This window comes from Streptomyces sp. CA-294286 (assembly GCF_050947155.1).
In the GTDB taxonomy this organism is placed as follows: domain Bacteria; phylum Actinomycetota; class Actinomycetes; order Streptomycetales; family Streptomycetaceae; genus Streptomyces.
In genome coordinates this window covers 4,492,897-4,508,005 of record NZ_CP192005.1, presented here as the reverse complement: position 1 = coordinate 4,508,005, position 15,109 = coordinate 4,492,897, and the positions used below count along the sequence as shown (strand labels likewise).

The 15,109-nt window shown below is 73.3% G+C and carries 15 protein-coding genes; 6 read left to right on the top strand and 9 right to left on the bottom strand.

The window, feature by feature from the left end; all coding sequences use genetic code 11:
• Nucleotides 1–226: 226 nt before the first annotated feature.
• From ACQPZG_RS24665 to ACQPZG_RS24650, 4 genes are all read right to left on the bottom strand, one after another.
• Nucleotides 227–1,186, bottom strand: coding sequence for a 3-oxoacyl-ACP reductase (locus ACQPZG_RS24665; protein ID WP_433547903.1), 960 nt, complete (start codon nucleotides 1,184–1,186; stop codon nucleotides 227–229).
• A gap of 218 nt (nucleotides 1,187–1,404) precedes the next feature.
• Nucleotides 1,405–2,481, bottom strand: coding sequence for a Zn-dependent alcohol dehydrogenase (locus tag ACQPZG_RS24660; protein WP_433547902.1), 1,077 nt, complete (start codon nucleotides 2,479–2,481; stop codon nucleotides 1,405–1,407).
• 50 nt (nucleotides 2,482–2,531) lie between these two features.
• On the bottom strand, nucleotides 2,532–3,386 hold the full coding sequence (locus tag ACQPZG_RS24655) for a MaoC/PaaZ C-terminal domain-containing protein (RefSeq protein ID WP_433547901.1): 855 nt from the start codon (nucleotides 3,384–3,386) through the stop codon (nucleotides 2,532–2,534).
• A 268-nt stretch (nucleotides 3,387–3,654) separates the two neighbouring features.
• Nucleotides 3,655–4,269 carry a helix-turn-helix domain-containing protein gene (locus ACQPZG_RS24650; protein WP_433547900.1) on the bottom strand — a complete coding sequence of 205 codons (615 nt, stop codon included), beginning with the start codon at nucleotides 4,267–4,269 and terminating at the stop codon, nucleotides 3,655–3,657.
• Between the two features lie 77 nt (nucleotides 4,270–4,346).
• On the opposite strand from ACQPZG_RS24650, the gene ACQPZG_RS24645 reads away from it, so the two are divergent.
• Nucleotides 4,347–5,327: an NAD(P)/FAD-dependent oxidoreductase gene (locus tag ACQPZG_RS24645; protein WP_433547899.1), complete on the top strand. Its 981-nt coding sequence runs from the start codon at nucleotides 4,347–4,349 to the stop codon at nucleotides 5,325–5,327.
• A gap of 14 nt (nucleotides 5,328–5,341) precedes the next feature.
• Here ACQPZG_RS24645 and ACQPZG_RS24640 read toward each other — a convergent pair whose 3' ends face one another.
• Nucleotides 5,342–6,796: an MFS transporter gene (locus ACQPZG_RS24640; RefSeq protein ID WP_433547898.1), complete on the bottom strand. Its 1,455-nt coding sequence runs from the start codon at nucleotides 6,794–6,796 to the stop codon at nucleotides 5,342–5,344.
• A gap of 554 nt (nucleotides 6,797–7,350) precedes the next feature.
• Between ACQPZG_RS24640 and ACQPZG_RS24635 the strand changes: the two genes are divergently transcribed.
• From ACQPZG_RS24635 to ACQPZG_RS24620, 4 genes are all read left to right on the top strand, one after another.
• Entirely contained in the window at nucleotides 7,351–7,941 is a 591-nt protein-coding gene (locus tag ACQPZG_RS24635; protein ID WP_433549532.1) for a class I SAM-dependent methyltransferase, read from the top strand.
• Between the two features lie 22 nt (nucleotides 7,942–7,963).
• Nucleotides 7,964–8,974, top strand: a complete 1,011-nt coding sequence (locus ACQPZG_RS24630; RefSeq protein ID WP_433547897.1) for an N-acetylmuramoyl-L-alanine amidase — start codon at nucleotides 7,964–7,966, stop codon at nucleotides 8,972–8,974.
• A 245-nt stretch (nucleotides 8,975–9,219) separates the two neighbouring features.
• Nucleotides 9,220–10,032: a hypothetical protein gene (locus ACQPZG_RS24625; protein WP_433547896.1), complete on the top strand. Its 813-nt coding sequence runs from the start codon at nucleotides 9,220–9,222 to the stop codon at nucleotides 10,030–10,032.
• 133 nt (nucleotides 10,033–10,165) lie between these two features.
• Nucleotides 10,166–11,170, top strand: coding sequence for an LLM class F420-dependent oxidoreductase (locus tag ACQPZG_RS24620; RefSeq protein ID WP_433547895.1), 1,005 nt, complete (start codon nucleotides 10,166–10,168; stop codon nucleotides 11,168–11,170).
• A 15-nt stretch (nucleotides 11,171–11,185) separates the two neighbouring features.
• Here the strand turns inward: ACQPZG_RS24620 and ACQPZG_RS24615 are convergent, their stop codons facing one another.
• Together ACQPZG_RS24615 and ACQPZG_RS24610 are read right to left on the bottom strand one after the other, a co-directional pair.
• Complete coding sequence (locus ACQPZG_RS24615; RefSeq protein WP_433547894.1) at nucleotides 11,186–11,977, bottom strand: maleylpyruvate isomerase family mycothiol-dependent enzyme; 792 nt, start codon at nucleotides 11,975–11,977, stop codon at nucleotides 11,186–11,188.
• A 38-nt stretch (nucleotides 11,978–12,015) separates the two neighbouring features.
• Nucleotides 12,016–12,699, bottom strand: a complete 684-nt coding sequence (locus tag ACQPZG_RS24610; RefSeq protein WP_433547893.1) for a hypothetical protein — start codon at nucleotides 12,697–12,699, stop codon at nucleotides 12,016–12,018.
• Between the two features lie 164 nt (nucleotides 12,700–12,863).
• On the opposite strand from ACQPZG_RS24610, the gene ACQPZG_RS24605 reads away from it, so the two are divergent.
• Nucleotides 12,864–13,154: a hypothetical protein gene (locus tag ACQPZG_RS24605; protein WP_433547892.1), complete on the top strand. Its 291-nt coding sequence runs from the start codon at nucleotides 12,864–12,866 to the stop codon at nucleotides 13,152–13,154.
• A 20-nt stretch (nucleotides 13,155–13,174) separates the two neighbouring features.
• Here the strand turns inward: ACQPZG_RS24605 and ACQPZG_RS24600 are convergent, their stop codons facing one another.
• Both ACQPZG_RS24600 and ACQPZG_RS24595 read right to left on the bottom strand, forming a co-directional pair.
• Nucleotides 13,175–14,272 (bottom strand): prenyltransferase, encoded by a 1,098-nt coding sequence (locus ACQPZG_RS24600; protein WP_433547891.1) that lies wholly within the window; start codon nucleotides 14,270–14,272, stop codon nucleotides 13,175–13,177.
• Nucleotides 14,269–15,060 (bottom strand): methyltransferase domain-containing protein, encoded by a 792-nt coding sequence (locus ACQPZG_RS24595; protein WP_433547890.1) that lies wholly within the window; start codon nucleotides 15,058–15,060, stop codon nucleotides 14,269–14,271. The genes ACQPZG_RS24600 and ACQPZG_RS24595 overlap by 4 nt, the downstream gene beginning before the upstream one ends.
• Nucleotides 15,061–15,109 lie beyond the last annotated feature (49 nt).

The following is a 15,109-nucleotide window of genomic DNA, read 5'->3' as shown; positions in this document are numbered from 1 at the left end:
CGAGGGCGGCAGGAAGGGCAGTAGCGGCGGAATGGGCGGAGGACGGTGGCGGAGGACGGCATGGGAGAACGGTGACGGCGGACGGCGTGCGGGAACGGTGGCGGAGTGCCTCGCGCAGCAGCGGTAGCCACGAACGGCACGCACCAGCAACGGCAGCAGACGGCACGCACCCACGACGGCGACGCATCGCGCGAAGGAACGGCGGAGGCGGAGGCGGAGGCACCCGTCAGCGGGGGGCCGACCCCTGTCCCCACCGCAGCCCCAGCACTTCCGCCGCCCCGAAGGTCTCCCCCTCCGGCCGCCCGGCGAAGTACCGGGTCAGCAGCCCGTCCAGCTCCTCGTAGGAGAACATCCCCTGCGACGTGTCGAACGTCGCCGCCACCCGTGGCCGCTCCATCACCGCCACCATTCCCCCGTGCACCACCAGCAACTGGCCGTTCACGTGCCCCGCTGCCGGAGAGGCCAGGTAACCGGCCAGGGGTGCCACGTGCTCGGGGGCCAGCGGGTCCTTCTCCCCCTCGCCCGGCACCGCGAAGCCCGTGAACACGTCCTCCGTCATCCGTGTCCTCGCCCGGGGGCAGATCGCGTTCGCCGTCACCCCGTACTTCCGCAGCGCGAGCGCGGTCGAGGTCGTCAGCCCGACGACGCCGCCCTTCGCCGCCGCGTAGTTCGGCTGTCCCGCCGACCCGGCGAGGAATGCCTCCGACGACGTGTTCACGACCCGCCCGTACACGGGCGCCCCGGCCGCCTTCGACCGCGCCCGCCAGTGCGCGGCGGCGAAACGCGTCGTGTTGAAGTGTCCTTTCAGATGCACCCGGACGACGGAGTCCCACTCCTCCTCGCTCATCGAGAAGATCATCCGGTCGCGCAGGATGCCCGCGTTGTTGATCAGCACGTCGAGTTTCCCGAACTCGGTGACGGCCGCCTCGACGAGTTCACGGGCCTGCCCGAAGTCGGCGACGTCCCCCGGGTGCGCGACCGCCGTTCCGCCCCGCGCCCGTATCTCCGCGGCGACCTCCTCGGCGGGTCCGGCCGAGGCGTCCCCGGAGCCGTCGCGTCCCGGGCGGCCGAAGTCGTTGACGACGACGCTCGCGCCGAGCCGGGCGAGTTCGAGCGCCTCGGCCCGGCCGAGCCCGCGGCCGGCTCCGGTGACGATCGCGGACAGTCCTTCGAGCGGCAGCGACATCCGCCAACAACTCCTTCAGCGCGACGATGCGACCCCGGCGGGACGGTTCCGGTGCCACGGGTTCCGGCAACGACTTCAGCGGCACGGGGCCTGCACCCGGGCGCAGGCCCCGGCCCGTACAGCCGCGGCCGTCCGGCCCTCCGGCCCTCCGGCTCACCGGCCGACCGGCCCACAGCCCACAGCCCACAGCCCACAGCTCACAGCTCACAGCTCACAGCTCACAGCGAGATGGACGTACGCAGTGCCGCGCCCGTCCGCATGTGCTCCAACGCCTCGTTGATCCCGGCCAGTTGCACGCGGTGCGTGATCATGCCCTCCAGGTCGATGCGACCTGCCCGCCAGAGCGCGACGGCCCGCTCGTACGAACGGAGCGCGTCGCCGCCTCCGTAGAGCGACGGCAGGATCCGCTTCTCGTCGAAGAACAGCTCGAACATGTTGAGCGGGAAGTGGTCGTCGAGAGCCCCCGCGCCGACGACGCAGAGGGTGCCACCGCGCCGGGTCGCGTCGTACGCGGCCCGCGCCGTGGCCGACTTCCCGACCACCTCGAAGACGTAGTCGAAGCCCTCCCCCGCCGTGATCCGCTGCTTGGCGTCAGCCAGCTCCTCCGGGGCCAGGGCCTCCGTCGCCCCGAAGCCCAGCGCCGCCTGTCGGCGCGAGGCGACGGGGTCCACGGCGACGATCTGCGCCGCACCGCGCACCCGTGCCCCCTGGATCGCGGAGATGCCCACCCCGCCGCAGCCCAGGACCGCCACCGACGAACCGGCCTCCACCTGCGCCGTGTTGATGGCCGCGCCGAGCCCGGTCGTCACTCCGCACCCGATCAGCGCGGCGATCTCGAACGGCACGTCGTCCGGGATCGGCACCGCGCACCCGGCCGCCACGACGACCTCCTCGGTGAAGGTCCCGGTCCCGGCGAACCCGAAGAGGTCGCCGCCCGCCCGGCGGAAGTTGGGCGTCCCTGCGTTCATGAACCCGGCCAGGCACAGCTGCGTCTGCCCGCGCCTGCACGCCGCACAGGTGCCGCAGGCCGGCAGCCAGCACACCAGGACCCGGTCGCCGGCCGCGACCCCGTCCACTCCCTCCCCCACGTCGACGACCTCTCCGGCGCCCTCGTGCCCGGGAACGAACGGCGCGGGCTGTGGGAGCACGCCGCTCATCGCGGAGACGTCCGAGTGGCACAGCCCGGTGGCCCGCACCCGGATCCTGACCTTTCCGGGCCCGAAGCCCACGGCCTCGACGTCGTCGTGCACTTCGAGCTTGTCCTGACCCGTTTCGTGCAACACCGCTGCGCGCATGGTCCGACTACTCCCCTCACGGGCGTGCTCACTGACCTGCTGACGAGTGCTTACGTGTGCGCGACGACGGTGTCGGCGAGCACGGGTGCGTCGTCCCGCTCGACGGCCGTCACCTCGACCTGGATCCGCCCCGGGTCCTGCCACATCCGGATCCGCAGCGTCTCCCCCGGAAAGACCACCCCCGCGAAGCGCGTGCGGTACGAGAGGACCCTCGCCACGTCCGCGCCGAGCACCGTGTCCACGACGGCCTTGAGCGTCATCCCGTACGAGCACAGCCCGTGCAGGATCGGCCGCGGGAAGCCCGCGAGCCCGGCGAACTCCGGGTCGGCGTGCAGCGGGTTCCAGTCCCCCGAGAGCCGGTACAGCAGCGCCTGGTCCTCCCGCACCGGCCGCTCCACGGTGAACTCCGGGTCCCGGGGCGGAAGTGCGAGTCGCAGGGAGGGCCCCCGCTCCCCTCCGAAGCCGCCCTCACCCCGTACGAAGATCGACGCGTCGCTCGTCCACAGCGGTCCGTCGGCGTCCGATGCCTCCGACCGCAGCACGAGGACGGCCGCCTTGCCCTTGTCGTACACGGCCCGCACGGCCGACGTCTGGGTGGCGGTTCCCTCGACCGGAATCGGCCGGTGCACGGTCACCGCCTGGCCGCCGTGCAGTACGGACGCGAGGTCCACCTCGATGCCGGGCGCGGAGAGCCCGCCGACCACGGCCATGCCCGCACCGGCGACGGTCGCGAAGCTGGGCAGGACGTGCAGCCGGCTCTCCAGGGTGTACCGCAGCTCGACCGGATCGGTGGCCGGGACCCCGGCCCCCAGCCCCAGGTGGTACAGCTGGACGTCCTTGTGCCCCCATGCGAGGGACGTGGTCCGGGGATCGGCGGCGAGGGCCTTGTCGGGGTCGATCGGCATGCAACCAGTGCTCCTCGGTGCGCGTCGTCGAAGACCCCGACGCGGCCGTCCGCACCGTCGGACACGCCGGGGCCGTACGGGACCGGCCGTCCCGCGCGCCCCACTTCTAGAACGCGTTCTAGGCCGATGGCCCTCATGTATAGCGCACGGGCGGTGGGTTGGGAAGGCGTGCGAGGACGGGTGCGGGATCCTCGCCCCGCGCCCAACTGACGCCCCCACCCGCCTTGTTGCCCGCTACGCGACGGAGCCCCTCCGCCGTCCCGCCCGTTCAGCCCTCGTCCTCCGGATCCTGCCGGGCCCCCGTGGCGCGTGGCTGCGCCCGTACGTGCATCCGTTCGCCCTGCCTGCCGAAGAGGCTGAGCACCTCGACGGGCCCCTCGCCCGTGCTGCCGAACCAGTGCGGCAGCCGGGTGTCGAACTCGGCCGCCTCGCCCGGCCCGAGGACCATGTCCCGGTCCCCGAGGACCAGCCGCAGCCGACCGGACAGGACGTACAGCCACTCGTATCCCTCATGGGTGCGGGGTTCGGGGGTGCTGCGGCTCACCGGGAGGATCATCTTGTACGTCTGGAGCGGACCGGGTCTGTTGGTCAGCGGCAGCACGGTCGCGCCGTGCACCTGGCGGGGCTTGATCCGTACGCGCGGATCCCCGACCTCGGGCGCGCCGACCAGGTCGTCGAGCGGCACCTGATGGGCCTGCGAGATGGGCAGCAGCAGTTCCAGGCTGGGACGGCGCTGCCCGGACTCCAGCCGGGAGAGGGTGCTGGTGGAGATGCCGGTGGCCTCCGCGAGCGCGGCGAGGGTGACCCCGCGCGCGGCCCGCAGCCGCTGGAGACGGGGGCCGACGTCGGCGAGGGTGCGGCTGATCTCCGGTGAGTGGTCCATGGACCACAGTGCACCGCCCTTTCCCGGAAACGGCAACAAAGATTGCCGTTTCCGGGAGCGGGGCGCACGGTGTCGCCATGACTCACGACACGCACACCCACACACAGGACGATTTTCGGGACATCTACGACGCGGTGGTGGTCGGCGGCGGCGCCGGCGGGCTCAGCGCGGCCCTGGTGCTGGGGCGGGCGCGGCGCCGGGTGGCCGTGGTGGACTGCGGAAGCCCCCGCAACGCCCCGGCCGCCCGGATGCACGGCTTCCTCTCCCGGGACGGGATGCCGCCCGCCGAGCTTCTTCGCATCGGACGCAAGGAAGTGAGCGGGTACGGCGTCGAGTTGCTGGACGGACGCGTGGAGGGCGTGGTCGCCGTCGCCACGCCGTCCGGCACCCCCCTCTTCGACGTCCGGCTCGCCGAGGGCTCCGTCCTGCGGGCCCGCCGGGTCGTGGTCGCCACCGGCCTGCGGGACGAACTGCCCTCGTTCCCGGGGGTACGGGAGCGGTGGGGGCAGGACGTACTGCACTGCCCGTACTGCCACGGCTACGAGGTGCGCGACCGGCCTCTCGGGGTGCTCGGGACGCAGCCGCACTCGGCGCGGCACGCACTGCTCGTCCGCCAATGGTCCGCCGACGTCGTGTACTTCCCGCACACGGTCCCCGTCAGCGACGACGACCGAGCCGGGCTCGACGCGCGGGGCATCCGGATCGTGGAGGGCGCGGTCGCGGAGGTCGTGGTGGAGCAGGACGCGCTGCGCGGGGTCCGGCTGGCGGACGGGCGTCTCGTGGCGCGGGAGGCGGTGTTCGTCGCCCCGCGGTTCGTGCCGCGCGACGGGCCGCTGGCGGGACTCGCCTGCGCGAAGGACGAGGCGGGGTGGGTGGTCACCGACCCGACCGGGCTGACGAGCGTGCCGGGGGTGTGGGTGATCGGCAACGCGGCCGACCCGCGGGCCCAGGTCGTCTCGGCGGCCGGCGCCGGGTCCGCAGCGGCTGCCGCGCTGAACCACTCGCTGGTGGACGAGGACACCACCCGGGCCCTCACCCCCGGCCCCGCCACCCGTTGACCAACCCCCTACTCCTACCCCTCCCCGTCCCGCTCCCGCCCCACTCCCGCCAGTCCCACCAAGATCAACACCACGCCGATCACCAGCACCCCCGCACCCGTCCGAAACGCCAGCGCGTACCCCGCCGTCAGCGCCTCCGCACTCGTCCCCCGGCCCGTCCGCGACGCCGCGACCGTCGACAGGACGGCCAGGCCCAGCGCCCCGCCCATCGTCCGCGACGTGTTGATCAGCCCGGAGACCAGCCCCGCGTCCCCCGGCGCTGCGCCGGACGTGGCGAGCGAGGCGAGCGGCGTGGACGCCAGCCCCGCCCCGAGCATCATGAGGATCCCCGGCCCGAGGATCGCCGTCGCGTACGAGTCGTGCGCCCCCATCGTCGACTGCCACCCGAACCCGGCCGCCGCGACGAGCGTCCCGATCGCCGCCAGGTTCCGCGCGCCGACGCGCGGCATCAGCCGAGGGGCCAGCTTGGACCCGGTGACGATGGCGAGCGAGCTGGGCACGAGCGCCAGTCCGGCCCCGAGCGGGGTGTACCCGAGCACGTTCTGCGCGTACAGCGTCATGAAGAACCACATGCAGAACATCGCCGACCCGTTGACGAACATCGCCGCGTTGGCCACCGACACCGCCCGCACCCGGAACAGCTTCAGCGGCATCAACGGCGCCTTCGCCCGCGCCTCGACCGCCAGGAACGCCCCGACCAGCAGCAGCCCGGCCGCCAGCGGCACCAGGGTCTCCGCCGCCGTCCAGCCCTCCGCCTCGGTCTGCACGATCCCGTACGCGAGCGTGGCGAGCCCCGCCGTCACCAGCACGGCGCCCGGCAGGTCCAGCCGCCGCCCCTCGCGCGCATGGCTCTCGGTCAGCCAGAAGTACGCTCCCACCAGCACGAGTGCACCGATCGGCACGTTGATCAGCAGCACCCACCGCCAGGACAGCGTCTCCGTGAGCAGTCCGCCCACGAATCCGCCCGCCGCGCCGCCGCCGGCACCGACGGCCGACCAGGTGCCGATCGCCCGGGTGCGTGCCGCGCCCTCGGGGACTGCGGACGTGAGGATGGTGAGTGTCGCCGGCGCGAGCACCGCCGCCCCCAGCCCCTGCGCGGCGCGCGCGGCCAGCAGTTGCCACCCCTCCTGCGCCAGCCCGCCCGCCAGCGAGGCCGCGGTGAACAGGGCGAGGCCCACCAGGAACGTCAGCTTCCGCCCGAAGATGTCCGAGGCCCGGCCGCCCAGCAGCATGAACCCGGCGAAGGCGATGGAGTAGAGGTTCACGACCCACTGGAGCCCTGCGGCGGACATGCCGAGGTCCGCACGCATGGACGGCAGGGCGACGTTCACGACGGACACGTCGAGGACGACGAGGAACTGTCCGGCGCAGGCGGCGAGCACCACCAGCCAGGTGCGGACGGGACGGACAGGGGGCGCGGATATGAGGCTGTCGGAGCCGGCGGGGGTGTGGTGGACCATGCCTGTCATGGTCGCAGGTGCGCGACGCCCCGTACGTCCGTGTGCGGGCGCGACCCGACGGCCCCGGGGTGGGGAGGTGCTCTCGGTGTCCGCAGGGCGTTCCCGGCATTCCGCGCCCGGCAGAACAGAACACGAACAGAACACGTTCCCACCGACGGAAGGCACAGGACGGGAGACACAGGGCGGGAGGCACAGGACGGGAGGCACAAGGCGGGAGGCACAAGACGGGAGCCACGGGTGGGGAGGCGCGGGAGGGAAAGCGCCGGACGGAAGGCACAGGCCGCCGGGCACACGCAGACGGGCGCACGCCGACGGGCACAGGACCCCCGTCCGGCGACCCCGCCCCCGTCGAGCCCCACCCGCGTACGGCACGATGGCCCCCGTTCACGCCGCCGCCGCACAGGAGAGATCCCGCCATGCCCGCCGTCCCCGAGCCCGCCTCCCCGCAGCCCGCCCTCTCCGAGCCCACCACCCCGCAGCCCGCCACCGGGCCGGCTGCCACCGCGCCGGCCGCCGCTCCCCGGGCCGCCACCCTTGCCGCGTTCGAGTCCGCCAAGGGCTTCATGCCGACGGCCGAGGGCCTCGCCCTGTACGCGGCGGCAGCCGAAGCGGCGGGCGATTTGCGTCTTCCCCTCCTCGAAGTCGGCACGTACTGCGGCCGCTCCACCCTTCTCCTCGCCGACGCGGCCCGTGCGGCCGGGGTGACCGCGGTGACCGTGGACCACCACCGGGGCAGCGAGGAGCAGCAGCCCGGATGGGAGTACCACGACGAGACGACCGTGGACCCCGAGCTGGGCGTCATGGACACGCTTCCCGCGTTCCGCCGCACCCTCCACCGGGCGGGGCTTGAGGAGCACGTGCTCGCTCTCGTCGGCCGGTCCCCGCAGGCCGCACGGCTCTGGGGCGCTCCGCTCGGCCTCGTCTTCATCGACGGCGGGCACACCGACGAGCACGCGAACGGGGACTACGAGGGATGGGCCCCGCACGTCGCGCAGGGCGGCCTGCTGGTCGTCCACGACGTGTTCCCCGACCCGGCGGACGGTGGGCAGGCCCCGTACCGCGTGTATCTCAGGGCGCTCGCCTCGGGTGCGTTCACCGAGGTCTCGGTGACCGACTCGCTGCGCGTCCTGCGGCGTACCGGCCCGGGGATCTGAGCGCCGCGCATAGCATCGCCCTGTGTCGTACGACGGACAGTCCCCCCACGCGAACCCGCCCGCGCCCGAGCCCGCATTCGATCCGCCTCCGCGGCGCCGGCGGGGCAACGCCCTCGTCGTGGCCGCCGCGCTGCTGCCGGCCTGCCTCGCCGGGTGGCTGATCTGGCAGGCGGTGAGCGGGCCGGACGAGGACGGGCCGCCGCACGCACAGCCCCTGCCGGGGGCGAGCGCGACCGGCAGCGCGAGCACGGGCGCCGCTCCGGTGCCCTCCGGCCCGGACGCCGTGCCGGATCCGAGCGGTGCGCCGGGCACTCCTCCGGCGAAGTCCACCGCCCCGGACCCCCCGGCGGGCCGCGGTCCGCTCGCCGGTCGTGTCGTCGTCGTGGACCCCGGGCACAATCCCGGCAATTTCCGGCACACCCGCGAGATCAACCGCCAGGTCGACGTCGGCACCCATCGCAAGGAGTGCGACACCACGGGCACGGCGAGCAACGCCGGATACACCGAGGCGGAATTCACCCTCGACGTCTCGCGCCGGCTGAAGGCCCTCCTCGAAAAACAGGGGGCCACCGTCACCTTCACGCAGAATGACGACCGCCCCTTCGGCCCGTGCATCGACGAGCGGGCCCGGATCGGCAACGAGGCGAAGGCCGACGCGGTGATCTCCGTCCACGCGGACGGTTCGACCGCCGGTCACCGGGGCTTCCACGTGATCCTGCCCGCACGGGTGAACTCCGGGGCCGCGGACACCTCTTCGATCGTCGCTCCCTCGCGCGACCTGGGCGAGCGCATCGTGGGCCACTTCGTACGGGCGACCGGTGACGCGCCCTCGAACTACGTGGGCGACAAGACGGGACTGGTGGTGCGCAGCGACCTCGGCGGGCTCAACCTGTCGACCGTTCCGAAGGTGTTCATCGAATGCGGGAACATGCGCGATGCCCAGGACATCGCCCTGTTGTCCCGTGCGGAATGGCGGCAGAAGGCGGCCCGGGGCATGGCGGACGGCATCAGCAGCTTTCTGAGAAGGACGTGAGGAAGTCCTGAGGGGGTCGGGCCGCGCCTGGTCACCGCCCGGCAACGAAGAGGGCGGCCCCAGCGATCGGACGATACATTCATCCGTACGATGGGCAACCGCCCCGAGCTTCGCTCCGAGTCTTCGCGAGAACCGCGCACACCGGCACAGCGTCAATCGCCACGAAGAAGCCCGAAGAAGCCACCAAGAAGACGACTGACAAAGGACTTTACGTGAACATCCGCTCCCTCACACGAGGTGATGGCGTGGTGATCGGAGCAGCGGTGGTGCTGTTCATCGCCTCGTTCCTCAGCCTGAACAGCACCGGTGGCTGCACCGGCGGGTTCTGCCCGACCTTCAACGCCTGGGACTCCCTCGGGCTGCTGATGAGCATGTTCCTCGCGGGCGTCATCGCCGCCGCGCTGATCGTGGTCGCGCGCGGGCTGCCGGGGCCGCGCAAGGTCGCCGGTATCGAACTCGGCCAGTTCGGCGTCGCCCTGGCCGTCTTCGCCGCCTGGACCGCGTTCTGGACGATCCTCGACGCCGGCAGTGCGGGTGCGGGTCTCATCCTCGGCCTGATCGCCGCCCTGGTGCTCGCCGCCGGCGCGGTCGCGGGTCCGCTGGTCCCGGCGCTCAAGGCCCCGCTGATGGGCGCCCCGAAGCCGGCCGTCGCGGGCCCCTACGGCGCCCAGCAGGGTCAGCCGGGTGCCGGTTACGGCTACCCGGGCGCCCAGCAGCCCTCGTACGGCGGCCAGCCCGCTCCCGGCGGCTACGGCTACCCGGGCGGCGCGACCCAGGATCCGCAGGCGGCTGCCGCGCAGGCGCCTGCCGCCGGTCAGCCCTCGCAGGGCGGGCAGGCTCCGGCCGCCGCCGACGCGTCCGGGTTCGCGCCGTTCTGGTTCGCGGTCCCGGTGGCCCGTCCGCTGTACGCGGAGGACGGCTCGCCGACGCCGATCGCGGAACTGGCGCCCGGCACCTGGTACCTGGCGGTGGACCAGCGCGGTCCCGGCCTGGTCGCCCAGACCCAGGACGGCCGTCGCGGCCTGCTCCAGGACACGACGGGCATCCAGCGCGGCTGACGCCTCGCACGACGACGGCCTCCGCCCCTCGACGAAGGGGGGCGGGGGCCGTCGTCTTGTCCGGGTGCGGCCCGGCTCGTACAGTCGACCGAACTGACGCTGCGTCAGCTCGGTTGCGAGGGGAGGCCCCGCCATGCGGCTCGGACTGGCGCTCGGGTACTGGGGGCGCGGCCCCGACCCCTCCCACCTCGCCCTCGTGCAGGAGGCCGAGCGGCTCGGGTACGCGTCGGTGTGGACGTCCGAGGCGTGGGGGTCGGACGCGTTCACCCCGCTGACCTGGTACGCCGCGCACACCACCCGGATCCGGCTCGGTACGGCGATCGCGCAGATGGCGGCCCGTTCGCCGACCGCGACGGCCATGCACGCGCTGACCCTGGACCACCTTTCGGGCGGCCGGCTGATGCTCGGGCTGGGCCTCTCCGGGCCGCAGGTGGTCGAGGGCTGGTACGGGCGGCCGTTCCCGCGCAGTCCGCTGACCGCGACGCGGGAGTACGTGGACGTGCTGCGTCAGGTGCTGCGGCGCGAGGCCCCCGTGGCACTGGACGGACGCTTCCACCAGCACCCGTACCGCGGCCCGGACGCCACCGGTTTCGGCAGGCCGCTCAAGCCGATCGTGCACCCGCTCCGCGCGGACCTGCCGGTCCTCCTCGGCGCGGAGGGGCCCAAGAACATCGCGCAGACCCTGCGGATCGCGGACGGCTGGCTGCCGCTGTACTGGTCGCCGCTGCGCCCGGAGGTCCACCGGCTCGGCACACTGCCCGCCGGCTTCACGGTGGCCCCGATGGTCCGTGCCCACGTCTGCGACGACGTCGCCGAGGGGCTGCTGCCGGTGAAGGCGATGCTCGGCTTCTACATCGGCGGCATGGGGCACGCGGCGCGGAACTTCCACGCGGACCTGATGGCGCGCATGGGGTACGCGGCCCAGGCCCGCCGCGTCCACGAACTGTTCCTGGCCGGGCGGCGGGAGGAGGCGGTGGCGGCGGTGCCGGACGCCTTCGCCGACGAGATCTCGCTCGTCGGACCGCGCGCCCGGATCGCGGAGCGGCTGGAGCTGTGGCGCGCGGGCCCGGTGACCGACCTGCTGGTCACCTCACCGGATCCGCACACCCTCAGGGTGCTGGCCGAACTCAACTCCTAGGCCGCCGCGCGCCGGTCAGTCCCAGGCGAGGTGATCGAGCCACTCGTCGAGCAGCGCGCGGTCTCCCCGCACTTCGGTCCCTGCGGCGTCCGGCGACCGGCGGCGGTAGGTCACCTGGAGGAGGTCGGTCAGCGGGCCGCGCAGGGCGACGGCCGCCTTCTCGTGGCCGCGCCGCCACCGGACCGAGTCGCCGGTGAGGTCGACGACCCACTCGGCGTCCACTCCGGGCGGGGCGTCGGTGGCGTGCAGGTGGAGGGTGCGGCCCTCGCCGAGCAGCCCGGCCGGGCCCGGCCCCTCCTCGAAGGTCTGCGGCAGCGTACTGAGCCACATCCACTCGTCGATCGCGTCGGCCGCGACCTCGGGGGCCACCTCGTAGGGGACCTTCGCGGCGAGCGCGGCGTCCGCGCGGTGCACCACGGTCTCGTGGGTCATGCGGCGCGCCCAGAACTCGACGGGGTTCCCGGGGGCCCACGCCCACACCCGCGCGTCCGGCCCGGCCTCGCGCAGCGCGGCGGCGCACAGTTCGGCGCCCTCGGCGAACCAGGCGTCCAGGGCGGCCGGGTCGTCGGAGTCGGGGCCGTCGCCGTCCGTGACGTCGTCCGGCGGGAACTCCTCGGCGGAACGGGTCCGCACGGTGTCGTACACCCAGCGGTGCGCACCGCCGGTGTGCAGGACGAGCTGCCGAAGGGTCCAGTCGGGACAGGAGGGGACCCGGACGGTCAGGTCGGCGCCCGATATCGCCGCCCGCATGAGGGCGGTCTCCTCGACGATCCGGTCGCAGTAATGTGCGAAGCCAAGCAGAGTCATGGCCGCACCCTAAGCGGGCCGTCGCCCCTCCGACCAGCTCAATTCTCCGGCATCGCGCTGCCGTTGGACGGGGCGTGCGGCTGCCGGGGCGACGGCTGCGCCGGCGCGAAGACCTCGGCCGGTGAGCCCCCCTTCGCCATCTCGCCCGCCGAGGGGACCTTCTCCGTGACCTCCGCGCCGGCGTCCTTGCCCGCCTCCTTGACCCCGCCGATCACGTTCTCGAACATGCCGATGTCGGCGACGCCCGCCGTGCCCGCCGCCAGTTTGGTGCCGAGTCCCTTCAGCGACTCGATGCCCTCGGACAGCGGGGCGACCGCCTTGGAGAGCAGCGGGTCGCCCTTGGCGTTGTTGAGCGCCGCCTTCAGCCGGTTGTAGGTGAAGCCCCCGGCGAGGCCCGCCTTGACGAGGGCGAACTTCCGCCCGTCCGCGCCCTTCTGGAACTTGCCCGCCCGGTAGGGCTTCACGATCCACTGGTACGCGGCACCGGCGGCCAGCGACGCGTTGGCGACGAACCGGGTCTTGGCGAGCCGCTGCGTCTCGACCTCATCGGTGGGCGACGGCGTGGTGGCGGACGTCGGGGCGGTGGCGGACGTCGGGGCGCCGGTCGCGTTCGCCGCCCGGCCCGTGTCCTTGTCGTCGCACGCCACGAGGGGCAGCAGCAGCGCGCACGTCAGCGGCACCGCGAGGAGCGCGCGGCGGGCAGGGGTGGAGGTACGGGGCACGGCGGGCCTCCCGGGGCCTGGCGACGGCGGCGGCACCGACGTCCGCGGCGTGCGTGACGCGGGCGGCGACGGCGTTTCCCGCAGCGTCGCCCGCAGCCTCCGCCAGCACCACCAGGACAGGGCCATCCGGGTTTGACGCCCGTCAAATCGGCAACACGTTCGGCATGTCCACCCGAACCCGCACCGGAAATCCCGCGGCCACCCTGATCGCCGTCGTCGCGGACATCGCCGCCCTGATTCTGGGCCTGTGGATCCTCTTCTACCTGCTGGACGCCAACCAGGGCAACGCCCTGGTCGACTTCGTCAAGGAAGCCGCCCGCTTCCTGGCCGGCTGGTCCCACGACCTGTTCAGCTTCGACAAGCAGTGGATGAACGTGGTCTTCGGCTACGGGCTGCCCGCCGTGGTCTACCTGATGGTGGGGCACGCCCTCGCCGGCGCCGCCCGCCGCCACTGACGCGTCCTCGCGCGCAACCGTCAGCAGCAGTCCGGATCCAGGCCCGACGGCAGCCGCTCGCCGCTGAAGACCGCGCAGGTGGCTTCCTCGCCGCCGAGCGCGGCCACCGCCAGGAGCAGCGAGCCGGCCGTCCAGGTGGTGAGTTCGCGCGGCCATATGGCCTCGTCGTCGAAGACGTAGCCCGTCCAGTACATGCCGCTGCCGTCGTCCGCGCGCAGGTGCTGGACGGACTGGAGGATCTCCAGGGCCCGGTCGGACTCCCCCGTCATCCAGAGCGCGAGGGCGAGTTCGCAGCTCTCGCCGCCGGTCACCCAGGGATTGGGCAGGACACAGCGCACACCGAGGCCGGGCACCACGAAGGCGTCCCAGTGCGCCTCGATGCGCTCCTTCGCCGCGGCTCCGGTGACCGCTCCGGCGAGGACGGGGTAGTACCAGTCCATCGAGTAGCGGGACTTGTCGAGGAAGCGTTCGGGGTGCCGCTGGATGGCGTGCCGCAGGGCGCCGACCGCCAACTCCCAGTCGGGCTGGGGCTCCTCGCGTCGCTCGGCGATGGCAAGGGCGCAGCGCAGCGCCTGGTGGATGGATGAACTGCCGGTCAGCAGCGCGTCGTTGACGGGCGTGCCGTCCTTCTCGCGCTTCCAGCCGATCTGCCCGCCCGGCTGCTGGAGTGCGAGCACGAACTCCACGGCCGCGTACACGGCGGGCCACATCCGGTCGATGAACGCGTCGTCGCCGGTGGCCAGGTAGTGGTGCCAGACGCCGACCGCGATGTACGCGCAGAAGTTGCTCTCGCGCGCGAGATCGGTGGGGCGGGCGTGGTCGCCGTCGTCGTAGGCCGCGTACCAGGAGCCGTCCGGGTTCTGGTGCCTGACCAGCCACTCGTACGCGCGGGCCGCCGCCTCGTGCTCACCGGCGGCGTCCAGCGCCATGGCGGCCTCGGTGTGGTCCCACGGGTCGAGGTGGTGGCCGCGGAACCACGGGATCGCGCCGTCCTCGCGCTGTCCGGCGAGGATGCCTGCGACGGTCTCGGCCGCCTGACCCCCCGTCAGCACGCCGGGCAGGACGAGGTGTTCGAGGTAGCCGGGACCGGATCCCGGGCCTGCGCCGAGGCTCGTCACTTGGTCTCCGTCGCAGTCGCGCCGGCGGCGGCCGAGTCCGCGGCGGGCGAGGCGGCACCAGCGGCTTCGGCGGGCAGGTGCGGCTTGGTGGCGTACGCGACGAAGCTCTTGCCGACGACCGGGTTCAGCGCCTGCTCGGCGAGCCGGGTGAGCAGCGGCTTCTTCATGATGTCCCAGACGAGGAGCTTGTGGTACGCCTTCACCGGCAGCGCCTTGTCGTTGTCGACGCCGAACGCGCACTTGAGCCACCAGTACGGGGAGTGCAGGGCGTGCGCGTGGTGCGTGCCGTACGGCTTCAGGCCCGCCTCGCGCATCCTGGCGAGAAGCTCGTCCGCCCTGTAGATGCGGATGTGGCCGCCCTCGACCTCGTGGTAGGCGTCGGACAGCGCCCAGCACACCTTCTCGGGACCGTAGCGGGGCACGGTCACCGCGATCCGGCCGCCGGGCCGCAGCACGCGCACCATCTCGGCGAGCACGCCCTTGTCGTCGGGGATGTGCTCCATGACCTCGGAGATGATCACGACGTCGAACGACGCGTCCGGGAAGGGCAGGTGGAGCGCGTCGCCCTCCATGGCGGTCGCGGTGGCCCCCTCGGGCGCCTCGCCGGCCTCCTTCATCGCCGCGAACCACTTGGCGACCTCGCGGATCTCCTCGGCGTTCCGGTCCAGGGCCACCACCTGGGCGCCGCGCCGGAAGCACTCGAAGGCGTGCCGTCCTGCGCCGCAGCCCAGGTCGAGGACGCGGTCGCCCGGGGCGAGCGGGAAGCGGGAGAAGTCCACGGTCAGCACGGGGGCTCAGCTTTCATCCGGCGGTGGGTCGAACAGGTGATTCGGTGAC

Excerpts from the sequence above, each read along its gene's own strand:
- ACQPZG_RS24655 (WP_433547901.1), bottom strand. The coding sequence starts at position 3,386 with ATGCCGATCGACCCCGACAAGGCCCTCGCCGCCGATCCCCGGACCACG.
- ACQPZG_RS24605 (WP_433547892.1), top strand. The coding sequence starts at position 12,864 with ATGTCCACCCGAACCCGCACCGGAAATCCCGCGGCCACCCTGATCGCC.
- ACQPZG_RS24665 (WP_433547903.1), bottom strand. The coding sequence starts at position 1,186 with ATGTCGCTGCCGCTCGAAGGACTGTCCGCGATCGTCACCGGAGCCGGC.
- ACQPZG_RS24620 (WP_433547895.1), top strand. The coding sequence starts at position 10,166 with ATGCGGCTCGGACTGGCGCTCGGGTACTGGGGGCGCGGCCCCGACCCC.
- ACQPZG_RS24635 (WP_433549532.1), top strand. The coding sequence starts at position 7,351 with ATGCCGACGGCCGAGGGCCTCGCCCTGTACGCGGCGGCAGCCGAAGCG.
- ACQPZG_RS24615 (WP_433547894.1), bottom strand. The coding sequence starts at position 11,977 with ATGACTCTGCTTGGCTTCGCACATTACTGCGACCGGATCGTCGAGGAG.
- ACQPZG_RS24660 (WP_433547902.1), bottom strand. The coding sequence starts at position 2,481 with ATGCGCGCAGCGGTGTTGCACGAAACGGGTCAGGACAAGCTCGAAGTG.
- ACQPZG_RS24645 (WP_433547899.1), top strand. The coding sequence starts at position 4,347 with ATGACTCACGACACGCACACCCACACACAGGACGATTTTCGGGACATC.
- ACQPZG_RS24650 (WP_433547900.1), bottom strand. The coding sequence starts at position 4,269 with ATGGACCACTCACCGGAGATCAGCCGCACCCTCGCCGACGTCGGCCCC.
- ACQPZG_RS24640 (WP_433547898.1), bottom strand. The coding sequence starts at position 6,796 with ATGACAGGCATGGTCCACCACACCCCCGCCGGCTCCGACAGCCTCATA.